This window comes from Ottowia thiooxydans DSM 14619 (assembly GCF_000422885.1).
Taxonomy (GTDB): Bacteria; Pseudomonadota; Gammaproteobacteria; order Burkholderiales; family Burkholderiaceae_C; genus Ottowia; species Ottowia thiooxydans.
Genome location: NZ_AUGX01000008.1, coordinates 168,992 through 184,635, shown reverse-complemented (window position 1 = coordinate 184,635; position 15,644 = coordinate 168,992). Strand labels below are relative to the sequence as shown.

Genomic DNA, 15,644 nt, shown 5'->3' with positions numbered 1-15,644 from the left:
CTCATGACCCCAACCTCCGCGCCAGAAGTGCGGAACGCGCCTGCTCCTGATCGGAAAACGGAAGACGCTCACCGTTCGTTTCCTGATAATCTTCGTGGCCCTTGCCAGCAATCAACACCACATCCGCCGCCGCCGCCTGGGCCAGCGCCTGCGCAATAGCCAATGCGCGATCAGACTCGACCAACACGCTGCCGGTTTGCGAAAAGCCCGCCAAGATTTCCTGGATGATGACCAAGGGATCTTCGCCACGGGGGTTGTCGCTGGTGACCACAATCCGGTCGGCTCCCGCTTCCACAGCAGCCGCCATCAGCGGGCGCTTGCTGGCATCGCGGTTGCCACCGCAGCCAAACACGCACCACAACACCCCGCCTCGCTGCTCCGCCAACAAGCGCAACGCTTCAAGCGACTTTTGCAGCGCATCCGGTGTATGCGCATAGTCAATGAGGGCCAAGGGCTCGCCCTCAGATCCCACACGCTCCATACGACCTGGAACAGCCGGAAGATGCGTGCAAGCACGCGCAGCATCGGCCAAAGGCACGCCGAGCGCGCGCAGCGCACCCATGACGCACAGCACGTTCGATGCGTTGTAATCGCCGATGAGGGATGTGTCCAGGGATTGCGCTTGAGCATCTTCCTGGACATCAAAAACCAAGCCACGTGCACCGTAGGCCAAGCCAGCACCACGCAAGCGTGCGGACTGATGGAGAGAAACCGTCCACACGTCCAAACCTTGGGCACGCGCCTTGGCTTCCAGTTCAACCCCACGTGGATCATCCAGGTTGATCACCGCAGCCTGCAGGCCGGGCCAGTCGAACAACGCGGCTTTCGCCTCCCAATAGGCCTCCATGCTGCCGTGGTAATCGAGGTGATCCTGTGTGAAATTGGTGAACACAGCGACCTTGATCGCCATGCCATCCAATCGATGCTCCGCGATGCCAATGGAAGAAGCCTCAATGGCGCAACTCTTCACACCTTGGTCGACGAAATCGCGCAAGCGGCGGTTCAACAACACCGGATCGGGGGTAGTCATGCCAGTGGGCCGAACTGCGGGTGGCACCCCCGTGCCCAGCGTACCGATCAGGCCGCAAGGAGATGTGTTGGGCAAGTTGAGACTAGAGAGCGCAGACGCCAACCACCAAGCCGTGGAGGTTTTCCCGTTGGTTCCGGTAATGGCTACTACGCCAAGCTCGCGTGAAGGCGATTCGTAGTAGGCATCCGCGACGCGGCTGGTAGCCGCTTTCAGCCCAGGATAAGCCCCAATGCTTTCCTGATCAAAGCCAAACCCCTCTGCCCCTTCCAGTTCAATCAGGCAGGCGCCTGCGCCTTGTTCAAGGGCAGCTCCCACGAACTTCCGACCATCGACAGCCGCACCGGGCCAGGCAATGAACCCATCACCTGGCTGTACTTTTCGGCTGTCCGCGTGCAGCTTCCCGGTCACGCGCGCACGAAGCCAGCGCGCTGCCTCAGAAGGCGAACGAAGCTCGACGAGCGGTGACTTGATAGAGTGCGCCATCAAAACGACTCCTCAACCGAACGAGCCGTGATTTCAGGCTTGACCGCCATATCCGGTTGCACGCCCATGATGCGCAGGGTCTGTTGTACGACTTCGCTGAATACCGGCGCCGCCACCGCTCCGCCGAAGTAGACCCCATTGCTAGGCTCATCTATCATCACCGCCACAATAATGCGGGGCTTCTCAATAGGCGCCATGCCCGTGAACCAGGCGCGGTACTTATTGCTGGCATAACCCTTACCCACCTGCTTATGCGCAGTGCCAGACTTGCCACCAACTGAATAACCAACAGTCTGTGCGCGCTGCCCAGTTCCTCCCGGGCCAGCAGCCATTTGCAACATCTTGCGGATCGCACGGGCATTGGTTTCCGAGAAAACCTTGACGCCTTGCGCAGGCTCCGAACGCTTGAGCAATGTGGCCGCAATTACCTCACCATCGTGCGCGAAAGCGGTGTAGGAATGCGCCATTTGAAACAGCGACGCGGAGAGACCATATCCGTAAGACATGGTGGCTTGCTCCACCGGACGCCAGCTCTTCCAGGGCCGAAGCCGTCCAACGGCTGCACCAGGAAACGCCAGCTGAGGCTTTTGCCCATAACCCAGCGCCGTATAGGTGTCCCACATTTCCTGAGGACGCATCTTCTGCGCGATCTTCAGTGCGCCCACGTTGCTCGATTTCTGGATCACACCCTCAATCGTCAGAGAACCGTAGTTGTGTGTATCCCGGATGGTGAAGCGGTCAAGTTGATAGCTCCCCGGCGACACATTGATGACGGTCTGCGGCGTAATACGCCCGGCCTCCAACGCCATGGCGGCCGTGATCGGCTTCATCGTGGAGCCTGGCTCGAAGGTATCAGTGATCGCGATGTTGCGAAGCTGCGCACCGGTCAGCTTGCGGCGGTCGTCAGGGGTGTAACTTGGATAGTTGGCCAGTGCCAGCACTTCACCGGTGATGGTGTCGATCACCACCGCGCTACCGGATTTGGCCTTGTGAGCAGTCACGGCATCGCGCAGTTTCTGATAAGCAAAAAACTGCACTTTGGAATCAATGGACAGCTGGATGTCCTTGCCATCCACGGAAGGCAGCTCATCGCCCACAGCCTCAACCACCCGACCAAGACGATCCTTGATCACTCGGCGGGAGCCTGCCTGGCCTGAGAGTTGCTTCTCGAACGAGAGTTCAGCGCCTTCCTGGCCTTTGTTTTCCACGTTGGCAAAGCCTACGACGTGCGCTGCGGCCTCGCCCTCTGGATATTTGCGCTTGTACTCTTTGCGCTGATAAACACCGGCAATATTCAGCGCCACGATTTCTTTCGCCACGGGTTCATCAACCTGCCGCTTCAGCCAGACAAATGTCTTGTCTTCGTCAGCCAGTTTTTTATTCAGCTCGGACAAGGGCATGCCAAGCAAACGTGCCAGCTTCCGCAGTTTTTCAGCATCGCGCTCCACGTCTTCCGGGATCGCCCAGATACTGGGCGCCACTACGCTGGAGGCCAATATCAAGCCGTTGCGATCCAGGATACGGCCCCGGCTGGCCGGCATCTCCAGCGTGCGCGCGAACCGGACTTCCCCTTGGCGCAGAAAGAAGTCGTTACCGAAGACTTGAACATAAGCCGCGCGTGCCACCAACCCCAGGAAGGCCAACGCCAGGCACGCAACGATAAATTTGCTGCGCCATACCGGCGTCTTCGATGCAAGAAGGGGGCTGGAGGTGTAGCGAATGCTTTTCATGGCTTGCCACCTCGCGCTACAGACGAGGGCGACGCACCAGCCGTGACGTATTCCGTGATGGCCGGCGTCACGGTGCGCATAGCCAACTTCTCCTTGGCCAGCTTCTCAACGCGCAGGGAGGTGGCCTCCGCCCGTTTTTCAACCTCCAGGCGACTGCGCTCGGTTTCCAGGCGATGCGCTTCGGCATTGGCGCGATCAAGTTCGGTGAAGAAACGCCGAGAGTCGTACTGCACGCGCACCAGGTAGAGTGCACTGAAGATCACCGCTGCAAACAAGACCACGGAAAGGCGCGTCATAGAGGCACCTCCGTACGTTCAGCCACACGCATGATCGCGCTGCGGGCGCGCGGATTGGCGGCAACCTCCGCCGGGCTGGGGCGTATGCGACCCAGCGCACGTAAACGCGATGGCGGCGGCTCGGCAAAAGGAGCGCGGCGATCCACCACAGCACGCGAATGCCGCGCAATGAACTGCTTGACGATACGGTCTTCCAGGGAATGGAAGCTGATCACCACGAGCCGCCCTCCGGGTTGCAGCACCTCAAGACTCCCTTTCAACGCCTGTTCGAGCTCTTCAAGTTCGGCGTTGACGAAAATCCGAAGAGCCTGAAATGTGCGCGTTGCAGGGTTCTGGCCCGGCTCGCGGGTTTTGACCGCACCAGCCACGAGCTCGGCCAGCTCAAGGGTGGATGAAAACGGGCCCCGTTCCTCTCGGCGAGCGACAATCGCCTTTGCAATGGGGCCAGCAAACCGTTCTTCACCATATTCACGAATGACCTCCGCGATCTGCTGCTGAGAAGCGGACGTTAACCATTCGGCCACACTCTGGCCGCGGGTGGTGTCCATGCGCATATCCAGCGGACCGTCCGCACGAAAAGAAAAACCCCGCGCGGGGTTGTCGATTTGTGGCGAGCTGATTCCGAGGTCCATCAGAACCCCCGCCGCACTGCGCGGCGGCAACTCGCCCAGGCTGGCAAAGCCTTGATGACGGATGGCAAAACGCGCATCCTCGATCTGAGAAGCTGCGGCCAGCGCCTCGAGATCCTTGTCGTAGGCAATCAATCGCCCTTCCGGAGCGAGCCGCGACAAGATCAGACGCGCATGCCCGCCGCGGCCGAACGTGCCATCCACGTACGAGCCCTGTGGGTCCGCAACCAGAGCGTCTACCGCCTCCTGGAGCAGGACCGTGATGTGTGACCATTCGCTCACCTGTCTCCTAAAACGCGAGTTCTTCAAACGCTTGGGTCATACCGGCCTGAATAGCCTCGGCCTCCTTCGCGTCATACGTGACTTTGTCCCACAGCTCAAAGTGATTGCCCATACCGAGCAGCATGAGATCGCGCGCGAGTCCCGCCGCTTGGCGAAGCTCGGGCGAAACAAGGACGCGCCCGGTCCCATCCATCTCGACGTCCATGGCGCTACCCAAGAAGATGCGCTTGAGCCATTGAGCAGACATGGGCAACTGGGCGATGCGTTCGCGAAACTTTTCCCACTCTGGGCGCGGGAATACCATCAAACATCCGTGCGGATGCTTGGTGATGGTGAGTTGACCGGAAGCAGTGGCCGCCAGGACATCCCGATGCCGAGTCGGCACGGAAAGCCGCCCCTTTGCATCCAGACTTAGCGACGATGCCCCTTGAAACACTTAGATCCCTTTTGAAATAGCGACAATTGGACGGCGAAGGCACTTTTCACCACTTAATTGCACTTTTTTGCACTGTATCAGGAAAACCGCTACAGGCAACACGGGATCTACAAATTATTTCAATGAAATCAACGCTTTAGCTTGCTTTGAAGTGAAGGGCCATATGGGTTTGTTCTTTTAAATAAAGAACTTAGGAGAGATATCGAAAGTAACCCTGGAATCGAACGCGAAATAACCCAAAATCAGCGTCTCCGTGAACTGGTTGGCAGGTGAGGCGTGAGAATGCAACCAGAGGTTCTCAAGGTTCGAACCAGAAAGCTTAAAAGCCGCCTGGGATGAGGCGGCTTTTGGAGGAGAGATCACTGCTTCGGGAGGTTTGTGAGTTCAGGAGGCAGTGTTGGACGGGATGGTTGGAATTCCTCCCCCTCTGAGAGCCTGATGCAGGCACGCCTGTCGACCTGAGCCCCTGAGCCCCAGAACTCGAGACTGTGAGCTGGTTTTACTCCTTCCCCCGCTGGGGGAAGGCGGGGATGGGGGCAAGCGGCGGTTGATTGAAGCGCTGCGGTTGCTAATGGCCTTGTGCTCTTCTCTCAAGGTCGGAGGCCGGGATTGCGCCCGGCAGCGCAGTCCCTTTCTTTGCTCGCACCCGGAGCGCCGGCCGAAAGCAACGAACCAAAGAAATGCGACCCCAAGTCCGTGTCCCTGCGCTGCGCTCCGGGCACCCTCCGGTGCTCGGTCAAGGGGTGGGGAGCCTCACTCGGGCCATTGCTGCGCTCGGCCTTCGAATAGTTAGTCTTTCCCCATTCCGGGAAAGACTAATTAAAGACTTTGAAAGGCGTGCCCTTCAGAGGATGTAACGCGAAAGATCTTCGTCGCGGCTTAGCGCCGAGAGCCTTTCGTCCACGTAAGCGGCATCAATGCTCACCGTCTGGCCTTCCAGTTTGGTGGCGTCGAAACTGATTTCATCCAAGAGGCGCTCCATCACGGTGGATAAGCGGCGTGCACCTATGTTCTCGGTCGATTCATTGACCGCGCAGGCGATTTCAGCCAAGCGCGAGATGCCCTCAGGGGTGAATTCCAAGTTCACGCCCTCAGTGGCCAGCAGGGCTTGGTACTGGCGCACCAGAGAGGCATCTGTCTGGACCAAGATGGCTTCAAAATCCTGCACGGTGAGCGAGGCAAGCTCCACCCGGATCGGCAACCGGCCTTGCAGCTCGGGAATCAGATCGCTCGGTTTGGCCAGATGGAAAGCGCCGGAAGCAATGAACAGGATGTGATCAGTGCGGACCATGCCGTACTTTGTGTTGACCGTGGTCCCCTCAACCAGAGGAAGCAGATCGCGCTGCACCCCTTGGCGCGACACCTCGGCCGTACCGCCTTCACCGCCGCGTGAGGCCACCTTGTCAATTTCGTCAATGAAGACGATCCCGTTTTGCTCCAGGTTTTGCAGCGCCTGGGTGCGGGTTTCTTCCTCGTTGACGAGTTTGCCCGCCTCTTCATCAACCAGCAGCGTCATGGCCTCGCTGATCTTCACGCGCCGCATCTTGCGGCGGCTCGCACCCATGTTGCCCAACATGCCCTTGAGCTGCTCCGCCATGTCTTCCATACCAGGAGGACTCATGATCTCGAGCGCGGGCTGCGGCTGCGCCAGCTCGAGTTCGATTTCCTTGTCATCCAACTGACCTTCCCGCAGCTTCTTGCGAAAGCCTTGGCGTGCGGCGCTGTCGCCGGTTGGTTGAGCCACAGCACCTTCCGGAACACGAGCGGGTGGAATCAGCACATCAAGGATTCGCTCTTCAGCAAGATCTTCCGCACGGGTACGCTGCTTTTTTACGGCGCCTTCGCGCGCCTGCTTGACGGCCATTTCGGCGAGATCGCGGATGATGGAGTCGACATCCTTGCCGACATAACCCACCTCAGTGAACTTGGTGGCCTCCACCTTGATAAACGGAGCCCCCGCCAAACGAGCCAGGCGGCGTGCGATTTCAGTCTTACCCACACCGGTGGGACCGATCATGAGAATATTCTTTGGCGTGATCTCGGGCCGCAGCTTCTCATCCACTTGCTGGCGGCGCCAGCGATTGCGCAGAGCAATGGCCACGGCGCGCTTGGCGTCCTTCTGGCCGACGATGTGGCGATCGAGTTCGGAGACTATCTCCTGCGGAGTCATAGAGGAGGACATTTGCGTTGGGCGTTAGCCGTTAAACGTGAACTGGGGCGAGTGGCAGAGGCTGATGCCTTACCAGAGAAAACGGGCACTGAACGCGCGGCACGTTCAACGCCGTACCAGCTTAGAGAATCTCGATGGTGTGATTCATATTGGTGTAAATGCACAACTCACCGGCGATCTCAAGGGAGCGTTTGACGATCTGGTCAGCGGGAAGATCCGTGTGATCGAGCAGCGCCTTGGCAGCGGCCTGCGCGTAAGCGCCACCCGAACCGATAGCGACCAAACCATGTTCTGGCTCCAGTACATCGCCGTTGCCAGTGATGATGAGCGAGCTTTCTCGATCTGCCACCGCAAGCATCGCCTCAAGACGGCGTAGCACACGATCCGTACGCCAATCCTTGGTGAGCTCAATGGCGGCGCGTGTCAAATGGCCCTGGTGTTTTTCCAGTTTGGCCTCGAAACGCTCAAACAATGTGAAGGCATCAGCCGTGGCCCCAGCGAAACCGGCCAGGACCTTGTTGTGATGTAGCTTGCGAACCTTGCGCGCCGTGCCTTTAACGACGATATTGCCCAAGGTCACCTGCCCGTCGCCACCAATGGCGACTTGCCAACCTTCGGGCGTCTTGCGCCGGGCGCTGATGATAGTAGTGCCGTGAAATGCTTCCATCGCGCGCACATGGGGATGTTTGGACGATTTACAAGGGCCGACTCAAGTGAAGATTGTCAGTCCTTACGCAGCCTGACACGAGCTACTTCACTAATGCCCACGACGCCAAAAAACGCCGCCACCAGTCGATTGACGTGTTTGAACACGACCTGGCGGCCCTGCTCCTGCTGCGTGGTCGCCCAGTTGAGCAAAGTGCCCGCGGCGCCAAAGTCGACACGCTCAAGATGGCTGCAGTTGAACTCAATGGAAACAACCCCTTCGGCGATATCCAGGTCTCGGAGCACCAACTCGGCATCACCCAGCAGCTCGCCTTTCAGCTCGCTTTTCAAAACGCCTTGATTCGCAAGCTCGCCCATCGCCAGAGGGGACAAATCAGTCACGCCAAGCGTCTCAGGGGCGCCTTGAGGCGCATCCCGGCCATCGTCAACCCCCAGGATGGACTCTCCATCGCTGGTCATGGCTGTAAAGACGTTGGACGGCTCCTGCCATGCCGGCGGAGAGACCTCGTAGGTCACGCAATACTTGAGCGCCACCAGCTCAAATTCATCCATTTCATTGAGCACCCGCAGCAGGGCCAGGCGCGCCACCCACCACATGGGATCGACCGAACGATCATCAGTAGGCGAATTGTCGACGAGCAACTGTATGAGCGTCTCGCCGCCGATGAATTTGAAGCGTGCCGACGTATCTGCCCAGCGCTGCAATGCCTCGGTAAACACAGGAAGCGCCGCCGGCTCGACAACCTTGAGATAACGCCAGTCGACACGCCATGGAGGGGCATGACGCCCCAGTGTGGCGTTGAGAGCAGCCACTGATTGCACACCCAGCACCGAAGGGGCCACCCAATGCGCTAACGCGTTACTGGGCGTTCCAGTTTCCTGAGGGAGCAGCGCTGCGTTTTGAGAAGATAGCAGTGGCCCCAATGCCCATTGGGGCGCTGAACGGCCAAAGCGGCTGGCGAAATCTACCGCCGCGTCATCAAACTTGCCCTGCTCTCCAGTGGCGCGGTAGAGATCGAACAGGGTCAGCCACGTGTCCTGGGATTGATTGAGAGGATCGGCGTCGCGAAGCAGCTCCCGCAATCCTGACTCGGCGCCGGCCGTATCTCCATTGGCGAACCGAATGGCAGCTTCCTCGACTTCAGGCTCTTGCTTGGCATTGCCAGGGCCCTCCAAATCCGCCGAGACACTGCCCAGCGCCTGGCTGACCGGCGTGTGCTCTCCAAGCATGTCCAGCAAGGGGGGTAAGTCTTCGGTTGCGTAGGGTGCGGGCTCTGCACTCAGGAGCTCTGTCTTTTCCGGGGTGGGAGCCTCAAAATTGATGGTCGGCGCAAATGCCCGTGTCATCGAAATGCCAGGAGCGATAGTTGTCGGCTCGCCGGAGGCCGAATGAGCAGCTGAGACCTGGGTGGACACGGGTGTCGCCTGAGGCGAGGACGACTCCGGTGACTGCGCTGAAGGAGATTCGCTTTTGTGCCTGAGCCAGGCACTGGACATCTGCTTCTCGATCTCGTCGATTTTCTTCAAGGTGCGAGCGCGCTCGCCGGTATTGGCAAATTCGCTGTTTTGAGAAAGCGAGGAAGAAACTCCGAGCTCTTGAACAGTAGGCGTCTCCCGGCGACGCGCTTTTCGCAAGAGATCAAACTCACGGTTACGCACGAAATCATTGCGCCGCTTGCGTTCAATCATCTCCTTTAGCGCCAGCCGTGAGTCGTTTTCCTCGCTGGTAGCTTCAGGGCGATCGAGATCCGCCCAGTGGGTGGTCGGACTGCTGACGAATCTGACCACCTTGGACAGCAAACCGCCTTTGCCTGATGAGCCGGGGTCCTTGCTCATAGTGCTGCGCCCAACGCGATTCGCGAGCAAACAGCCCAACGCAGCATGACGCTTTGCCCCCCTGGTACTAACCTGGGCTTGTCGGCATCACCGCGCTGTACTCGTTCTGCGTACGTTTCGCTTTGGCGGCGTCGGCCGCTCAGACTTCTAGTCATGCCGTCCAAAAGGGTTAATCAGTCACCAAACATCTTTTGCTTGAGCTCGCGCCTTTGCTGAGCTTCCAGCGACAGCGTCGCGGTAGGCCGGGCCAACAGGCGGCCTACTCCGATGGGCTCTCCGGTCTCGTCGCAATAGCCATAATCTCCAGAGTCAATCCGGGAGATGGATTGCTCGATTTTTTTCAGCAGCTTGCGCTCACGGTCGCGAGTCCGCAGCTCCAGCGCGTGCTCTTCCTCGATGGTGGCACGGTCGGCAGGATCCGGGACCACCACGGTGTCTTCGCGCAGATTCTCTGTGGTCTGCCCCGCATTGGCGTGAATGTCATCCTTGAGGCGCACCAGCTTGAGGCGGAAAAACGCCATCTGCTTGTCGCTCATGTACTCGCTATCGGGCATGGCGATGATTTCGGCATCCGTCAATTCAGCGGGCGTTTTGGTTTTCCAATTGTTAGCCAGGCTCATATCCTTTTTGATCGGAGTAGGCACGGGCTGAGAGGCAACGATAGGCATGGGCAAATTCTTCGGGGCTGCTGGCGCAAGGTCTGCAGCCGTAGGGGTAGCGGTTGGACGGATGGTTTTCAGTGCGCCCGTCTTGGCGGGTGCACTCTTGGCCGGTGCGGGTGCCCGAGCCACTTTGGGTGGCGAGGGAGTTTTAGCAGCCGCGGGCACCTTGGAAGGGGCCGCGGACGCCTTGGCTGGCACCGCTTTTGACGGAGGTGCCTTAGTTTTCGCCGTGCTCTTGGCAGCCGCAGATTTCACTTTGTCTGTCTCCCGTGGACGATAGTGCCGGAGGGCGCTAATCGGTCCACTGAATGTACAACGGATGAAGCGGGTCTTTCTTCATCCCGCAAAGCCCTCTTATAGACCTTCTTGGGCGACTTCTCCATGGAACATGAACTCCTTGTTCGCTGCCCCACCGGTTCAAAGTGCGGCGATTGTATCGGCGTTCTGGCCGAACGCACACCTTAAACCGTTATTACTTCACAGGAAGGGGTTTTAGAGCGTGTTTAAAGGCTCCTATTGAGGATTTCCCCAATCAAGACACCAGACTCTGCTCAAGCCCCTGCATGAGGATGTCTTTGGGTAAATCTATACCAATAAACACCATTTTGCTGATACGTGGTTCCTCTTCGCCCCAGGCAGGCCCCAGGTCACTGCCCATCAATTGATGGACCCCCTGGAAAATAACCTTGCGCTCCGTGCCCTTTATAGCCAGCACGCCCTTGTAGCGCAGCATCCTTGGGCCATAAATGTTGACGATGGCGCCCAGGAAATCCTCTAGCTTGGCAGGATCGAAGGGGCGCTCCGAGCGGAAAACGAAACTTTTGACGTCGTCGTCATGGTGATGGTGGTGACCATGCCCATGTTCATGCCCATGATCATGACCGTGCTTGTGAGAGGGATGATCGCAGTCTTCGCCCTCATGGTGATGATGATCGTGCTCATCTTCCTTGAGAAAATCGGGGTCGATGTCCAACTTGGCATTCAGGTTGAAGCCACGTAAATCCAGCACTTCGCTGAGGGGGACATCGCCGAAATGGACCACTTTTTGTGGCGCACGAGGGTTCATGTGCTTCAGGCGGTGCTGAAGCGCGCCCAACTCGTCTGCGCTCACCAGGTCGGATTTGCTGATGAAGATTTGGTCAGCGAACCCTACTTGCCGGCGCGCTTCCTGCCGATCATTCAGCTGTTGGGCGGCGTGTTTGGCATCCACCACGGTAATGATGGCGTCCAGCAGGAAGCTTTCTGCGATCTCATCGTCCATGAAGAATGTCTGCGCCACGGGCCCGGGGTCAGCCAGGCCCGTCGTTTCGATCACGACACGCTCGAAATCCAGCAAACCCTTGCGCTTCTTGGCGGCCAGCAACTGAAGCGTGCTGCGCAGGTCTTCCCGAATGCTGCAACAGATGCAACCGTTGCTCATCTGGATGATCTGCTCTTGCGTATCGTTGACCAGAATGTCGTTATCGATGTTTTCTTCACCGAATTCGTTTTCGATGACGGCGATTTTCTGGCCGTGGGCCTCGGTCAGTACGCGCTTCAGGAGCGTGGTCTTGCCCGCGCCTAGAAAGCCGGTAAGGATGGTAGCGGGAATCATGGACATGGTGGGTGCCAGTGAAAGATACCGGCACAGCGCCGGCGGACTCAGAAGGTGTGAATGAATCCGGCGTGTCCGAAAGGGCCGTCAAAAACCGCCCGATCAAGGCGCAAAGCGCAAGCATAGCTCGGGCTATGGCGAGCATTTGCAACGCAGAGCGGGTGGTTTTGGACGGTCAAGGCGGGTATGAGGGATTCGTTCACACCTTCTCAGCCCGCCAGTTTAGCGCTCTCAGAACCCCTCTGTATGAATGCCACCACATATGTGAAAAATGTCACACAAATGTGCACTTCCGATATGATCGCTCCGAGCATCCCTGGAGGGGGAAATGATGAAGTTTCGATCATTGTTGATCACTGGCATGTTGGCTGTTTGCGCGCACCAGGCGCAGGCGCGCGATTTGATTTTGGGAGTAAGCGAAGGCACTTCCGGAGGCACCGACCATGCACGGGTGCTGCTCAAATACGGCGGTTTGGCCAAGGTCTTGAGTGGCGCGCTCAAAACTAACGTCAATGTTGTGTTCGTTCGCGAATTTTCCCAGCTCGAGGAGGGCATGCAAAGCGGCCGTCTCGATCTGGCCTTGGCGCGGCCCAGCGATTTCCCGGCCCGCGGATTGCGCGACTATGGCTATCAATTCGTCGCAACGGCCAAACCAGACGGCCAGTGCTTCATTACCATCCCGAAGAACTCCCCCATCAAGTCACTGGCGGACATCAAGGGTAAGAAAATCGTGATGCCGGAGAAGATCTCCTACATGACGAAGTTTTGCGCCGCCGAACTGCGCAACCACGGTATAGATATCAACAAAGAGGCCGTGACCTACGTTCGAGAACAAGAGGCTGTGAGCTTCTACATCTCTAACGGGTTCGGTCAAGTCGGTGCGCTTGCGTCCTATTCTGGAGCCGCTAAGAAATGGGTCAAGGAAGGCGGACCAGTTTTGCACAAAAGTGTGACACAGCCCTTTTTCCCACTAATTGCGGAAAAATCCTTCGACAAAGCTGCGATTGTTGCCATGCAAAAAGCCCTGACCGATCTTCCTAACTCGGCAGATGGGCAAGAGGTGCTCAAGTCAATTGGCATTAATGGTTTTGACACCAGCACCGAGGGGAAGTTGCGGCAGTTGCTGGATTGGCTGGGGTGTAAGGCGGGGGATTGTGTGGCAGCGCGGAAATAATCTTCTGCCCAGGCCATCCTGAGTCCAGTAGGCCAATGATGAAAGCGCAGAAAGCAGCCCTATCGCAACTTGATTCACTAGGGCCCTATGGGACAATCTGACCGTGGACTTGCAAACGTTGCGGATTTTCACCAGGGTCGCTGAAGAACAGCACTTCGCGAAAGTTGCTCGAAGCATGGGCATTTCTCCCGCTGGCGTCAGCAACGCGATCAAGCGGCTTGAAGCTCACTTTGGTGTGCAACTCTTTGCCCGCACAACTAGATCCGTTCAGCTTACGAACGAAGGACAGCAGTTTTTCGAAAGCTGCAAGCAAGCACTGCAGCACATTGAAGAAGGAGAGCTGAATCTCTCCAAATCGCGCCAGACTCCACGCGGCAGACTTCGCGTCCGAATGCCTCTTGGCTTTGGCAAGAATATCTTCATTCCGGCGCTCGGCAAGTTCATGGAGGCCTATCCAGAAATTCTTGTCGAGATCGAAAGCAGCAAAGCTGAAAAGGCTCATGGCAACGCGGACGTGGAAATCCGCGTCGGCAAGGTGACGGAACCGGGAGTTGTCGCTCGTCAGTTGCTCATGGCGCCGGCCGTGATTTGCGGTTCGCCGGGCTACTTTGCGAAATATGGCAAACCGCAACAGCTGAGCGATCTCGCGGGCCACAAGCGCATCTCCTACATCGAGGAAAAAAGCGGTACCGCGACTGAATGGATACTAAAGGGCGCCAATGCCACAGAACTTAAAATGTTCCATTCTTCGTTCGACAGCCGGATCTTTGCTGACAATGTCGATCTTCTTGTGAGCGGCGCTTGCGCCGGCCTTGGCCTGATACAAATCGCCAATTACCTCGTCATTGAGGAGTTGGCCAGTGGCAGGTTGGAGACAGTGCTGGATGAGCACAAGCTTCCTGGTCGAAGCATCAGCGTCGTCTATCAACCGCATCGTTTTAGATCGCTCAAGGTGCGGGCCTTCATCGACTTCCTGTCAGAGACCCTGACCAAAAAGGAAAAAGCTGGCAAGGGCTGAATACCCCGTAGAACGGCCTTGCCTCGATGCGCGTCTGGATGCGATCAAAGTTTGGGTGGCGACGACGGTGGCGTGTTCTGCATTGAGGGGCGTGCCGCGAATTCTGGGTACCACTGTGCGAGTTTCGGACGCCCCACACGCCAATCTTGATGGCCGAATCTGAAGTCTAGCCAAGCCAGCGTACAGGCGGTGGAGATGCTGCCAATACTCGGACCGCCGCCGAGAACTCCCACTTCGGCTTCCAGCAGGTCCAAACCACCGCGCATTTTTTCCGACAAGGCGAACGCCCAATCCTTGCGATGCTCTGGCCTATCCACGGTCTCAAATCGGAAGAAATTTCCCGAATCCAAAATCTCATCACACGTCGCTTGCAATCTTAGGTGGCGCCACCGCTTCGTACCTTCCGGCGGAAAAAGCTTTATCCCAGTGTGGAGGCAGTCAAGGTATTCGCAGATGACGGCCGAATCGAAGATTGACATGCCATCCTCGGTAATCAACGTAGGTATTTTCACTAGGGGATTGATAGACGCGTACTCGGTGTTGACCTTCGACCGCGAAACGGCCGTGAGGACTTCTTCGACGCGTGGGTGCAAGCCCGCCTCACGAGCAAAAACCCTCACCTTGCGGGAAAACGGCGAGGCGGCGTTGTAGTAAAGCTTCATGTTGTATTCCGGTAAATGGCCAATCTCCTGCCTGAGCAGTCGAGTGGAGTACGAGCGACCCAGCCCAGTGTCGATGAAGCCAACTGCTGCCCGCTCGGTTTCCTCAAACTTGCGCTGAATCTTCCTGTGGGCTAGGCAGTGAAGCCAAAGAGACGCGCTGGCGTGTCCCAGAGGACTTTCTGCCTATCCTCCACATCAGGCAGCCACCTTGCTATACAACTGGCGGTTGGCCCGTAGTCGATACGCTGGTGCATATCGACGAATGGCCAGTCAGATCCCCAAACGCAGCGATCAAGGGTGAAGGCATCCATCGCGGAGCTCACAAACTGGTCCACATCCTTATAAGGAAATCCAGCGACGGACGAGCGGAAGGGGCCTGAGAGTTTGACGATCGCATTACCGGATCGTCCAAGTTCCAGCAGAGCTTGGAAGCCTTGCTGCGCGATGCCCTGGCTTATGTCCGGGCGACCGAAGTGATCAACCATGACCTTCACCCCGGATCTCCGCAGGATGGGCATTGCCGTGACGAGATCATCCTTCTGACAGATGATCTGCAGAAACAGGCCCATCTCCTTCAACATCGCGAGCAGGCGATCGGCCGCAGCCCCAGTGATCTGACTCAGACCAAACCCGGAAAGATTGACCCGGATGCCAACGATGCCATGCTCGACGAAGCTCTTCATTTCATGTTCGTCAATGTCAGGTTCGACCAAAGCAATGCCTTTGAATCTGCCGGGAAATGCGGCGATAGCAGCCAGCATGCCACTGTTATCCGTGCGGTACGGGCCCGCACCCACCAGCAAAGCGTGGCTAAATCCATGCGCATCCAGAACGGCACAAAACTGATCTGCCGTACCCATTTCGGTGGAATGCGGCGTATAGAGCCTGTGGGGCGACATCGGATGCTCTGGTCCGCAAAAAATGTGAGCATGTGCATCGACTGCAGGGGACTGCTTCATTCGAAACTCCTTATTGG

The 15,644-nt window shown here is 57.7% G+C and carries 14 protein-coding genes; 2 read left to right on the top strand and 12 right to left on the bottom strand.

All coding sequences use genetic code 11. The annotated features are described in order from the left end of the window. Nucleotide 1 precedes the first annotated feature (1 nt). From G518_RS0104545 to G518_RS0104500, 10 genes are all read right to left on the bottom strand, one after another. On the bottom strand, nt 2-1,513 hold the full coding sequence (locus G518_RS0104545) for a UDP-N-acetylmuramoyl-L-alanyl-D-glutamate--2,6-diaminopimelate ligase (protein WP_036593575.1): 1,512 nt from the start codon (nt 1,511-1,513) through the stop codon (nt 2-4). Then, nucleotides 1,513-3,243, bottom strand: a complete 1,731-nt coding sequence (locus G518_RS0104540) for a peptidoglycan D,D-transpeptidase FtsI family protein (protein WP_028601520.1) — start codon at nt 3,241-3,243, stop codon at nt 1,513-1,515. The genes G518_RS0104545 and G518_RS0104540 overlap by 1 nt, the downstream gene beginning before the upstream one ends. Then, on the bottom strand, nt 3,240-3,539 hold the full coding sequence (ftsL, locus tag G518_RS0104535) for a cell division protein FtsL (RefSeq protein ID WP_028601519.1): 300 nt from the start codon (nt 3,537-3,539) through the stop codon (nt 3,240-3,242). Before ftsL ends, G518_RS0104540 begins: the two co-directional genes overlap by 4 nt. Then, nucleotides 3,536-4,450, bottom strand: coding sequence for a 16S rRNA (cytosine(1402)-N(4))-methyltransferase RsmH (gene rsmH, locus G518_RS0104530; RefSeq protein WP_028601518.1), 915 nt, complete (start codon nt 4,448-4,450; stop codon nt 3,536-3,538). Before rsmH ends, ftsL begins: the two co-directional genes overlap by 4 nt. Nucleotides 4,451-4,457: 7 nt before the next feature. Further along, nucleotides 4,458-4,886, bottom strand: a complete 429-nt coding sequence (gene mraZ / locus G518_RS0104525) for a division/cell wall cluster transcriptional repressor MraZ (RefSeq protein WP_028601517.1) — start codon at nt 4,884-4,886, stop codon at nt 4,458-4,460. 844 nt (nt 4,887-5,730) lie between these two features. Continuing rightward, nucleotides 5,731-7,068 (bottom strand): ATP-dependent protease ATPase subunit HslU, encoded by a 1,338-nt coding sequence (gene hslU, locus G518_RS0104520; RefSeq protein WP_036593573.1) that lies wholly within the window; start codon nt 7,066-7,068, stop codon nt 5,731-5,733. Between the two features lie 109 nt (nt 7,069-7,177). Beyond that, the gene (gene hslV, locus G518_RS0104515) at nt 7,178-7,723 is read right to left on the bottom strand and encodes an ATP-dependent protease subunit HslV (protein WP_028601515.1); all 546 of its coding nucleotides are present in this window, start codon (nt 7,721-7,723) and stop codon (nt 7,178-7,180) included. Between the two features lie 56 nt (nt 7,724-7,779). Beyond that, nucleotides 7,780-9,558 carry an STAS domain-containing protein gene (locus tag G518_RS0104510; protein ID WP_028601514.1) on the bottom strand — a complete coding sequence of 593 codons (1,779 nt, stop codon included), beginning with the start codon at nt 9,556-9,558 and terminating at the stop codon, nt 7,780-7,782. Nucleotides 9,559-9,731: 173 nt separating this feature from the next. Continuing rightward, nucleotides 9,732-10,475, bottom strand: coding sequence for an RNA polymerase-binding protein DksA (gene dksA, locus G518_RS33880; RefSeq protein ID WP_028601513.1), 744 nt, complete (start codon nt 10,473-10,475; stop codon nt 9,732-9,734). A gap of 277 nt (nt 10,476-10,752) precedes the next feature. Continuing rightward, the gene (locus tag G518_RS0104500; RefSeq protein ID WP_028601512.1) at nt 10,753-11,820 is read right to left on the bottom strand and encodes a CobW family GTP-binding protein; all 1,068 of its coding nucleotides are present in this window, start codon (nt 11,818-11,820) and stop codon (nt 10,753-10,755) included. 340 nt (nt 11,821-12,160) lie between these two features. Between G518_RS0104500 and G518_RS33870 the strand changes: the two genes are divergently transcribed. Further along, complete coding sequence (locus G518_RS33870) at nt 12,161-12,988, top strand: phosphate/phosphite/phosphonate ABC transporter substrate-binding protein (protein WP_245597899.1); 828 nt, start codon at nt 12,161-12,163, stop codon at nt 12,986-12,988. Between the two features lie 103 nt (nt 12,989-13,091). Then, nucleotides 13,092-14,006 (top strand): LysR family transcriptional regulator, encoded by a 915-nt coding sequence (locus G518_RS0104490; RefSeq protein ID WP_084651469.1) that lies wholly within the window; start codon nt 13,092-13,094, stop codon nt 14,004-14,006. A 44-nt stretch (nt 14,007-14,050) separates the two neighbouring features. Here the strand turns inward: G518_RS0104490 and G518_RS0104485 are convergent, their stop codons facing one another. Together G518_RS0104485 and G518_RS0104480 are read right to left on the bottom strand one after the other, a co-directional pair. Then, entirely contained in the window at nt 14,051-14,668 is a 618-nt protein-coding gene (locus G518_RS0104485) for a glutathione S-transferase family protein (protein WP_028601510.1), read from the bottom strand. 131 nt (nt 14,669-14,799) lie between these two features. Further along, nucleotides 14,800-15,627, bottom strand: coding sequence for an amidohydrolase family protein (locus G518_RS0104480; protein WP_028601509.1), 828 nt, complete (start codon nt 15,625-15,627; stop codon nt 14,800-14,802). Nucleotides 15,628-15,644 lie beyond the last annotated feature (17 nt).

Bases quoted from the DNA above. Each gene is read 5' to 3' on its own strand.
- G518_RS0104545 (WP_036593575.1), bottom strand. From the start codon at position 1,513: ATGGCGCACTCTATCAAGTCACCGCTCGTCGAGCTTCGTTCGCCTTCT.
- G518_RS0104540 (WP_028601520.1), bottom strand. From the start codon at position 3,243: ATGAAAAGCATTCGCTACACCTCCAGCCCCCTTCTTGCATCGAAGACG.
- ftsL (WP_028601519.1), bottom strand. From the start codon at position 3,539: ATGACGCGCCTTTCCGTGGTCTTGTTTGCAGCGGTGATCTTCAGTGCA.
- hslU (WP_036593573.1), bottom strand. From the start codon at position 7,068: ATGTCCTCCTCTATGACTCCGCAGGAGATAGTCTCCGAACTCGATCGC.
- hslV (WP_028601515.1), bottom strand. From the start codon at position 7,723: ATGGAAGCATTTCACGGCACTACTATCATCAGCGCCCGGCGCAAGACG.
- G518_RS0104510 (WP_028601514.1), bottom strand. From the start codon at position 9,558: ATGAGCAAGGACCCCGGCTCATCAGGCAAAGGCGGTTTGCTGTCCAAG.
- G518_RS0104500 (WP_028601512.1), bottom strand. From the start codon at position 11,820: ATGTCCATGATTCCCGCTACCATCCTTACCGGCTTTCTAGGCGCGGGC.
- G518_RS0104485 (WP_028601510.1), bottom strand. From the start codon at position 14,668: ATGAAGCTTTACTACAACGCCGCCTCGCCGTTTTCCCGCAAGGTGAGG.
- G518_RS0104480 (WP_028601509.1), bottom strand. From the start codon at position 15,627: ATGAAGCAGTCCCCTGCAGTCGATGCACATGCTCACATTTTTTGCGGA.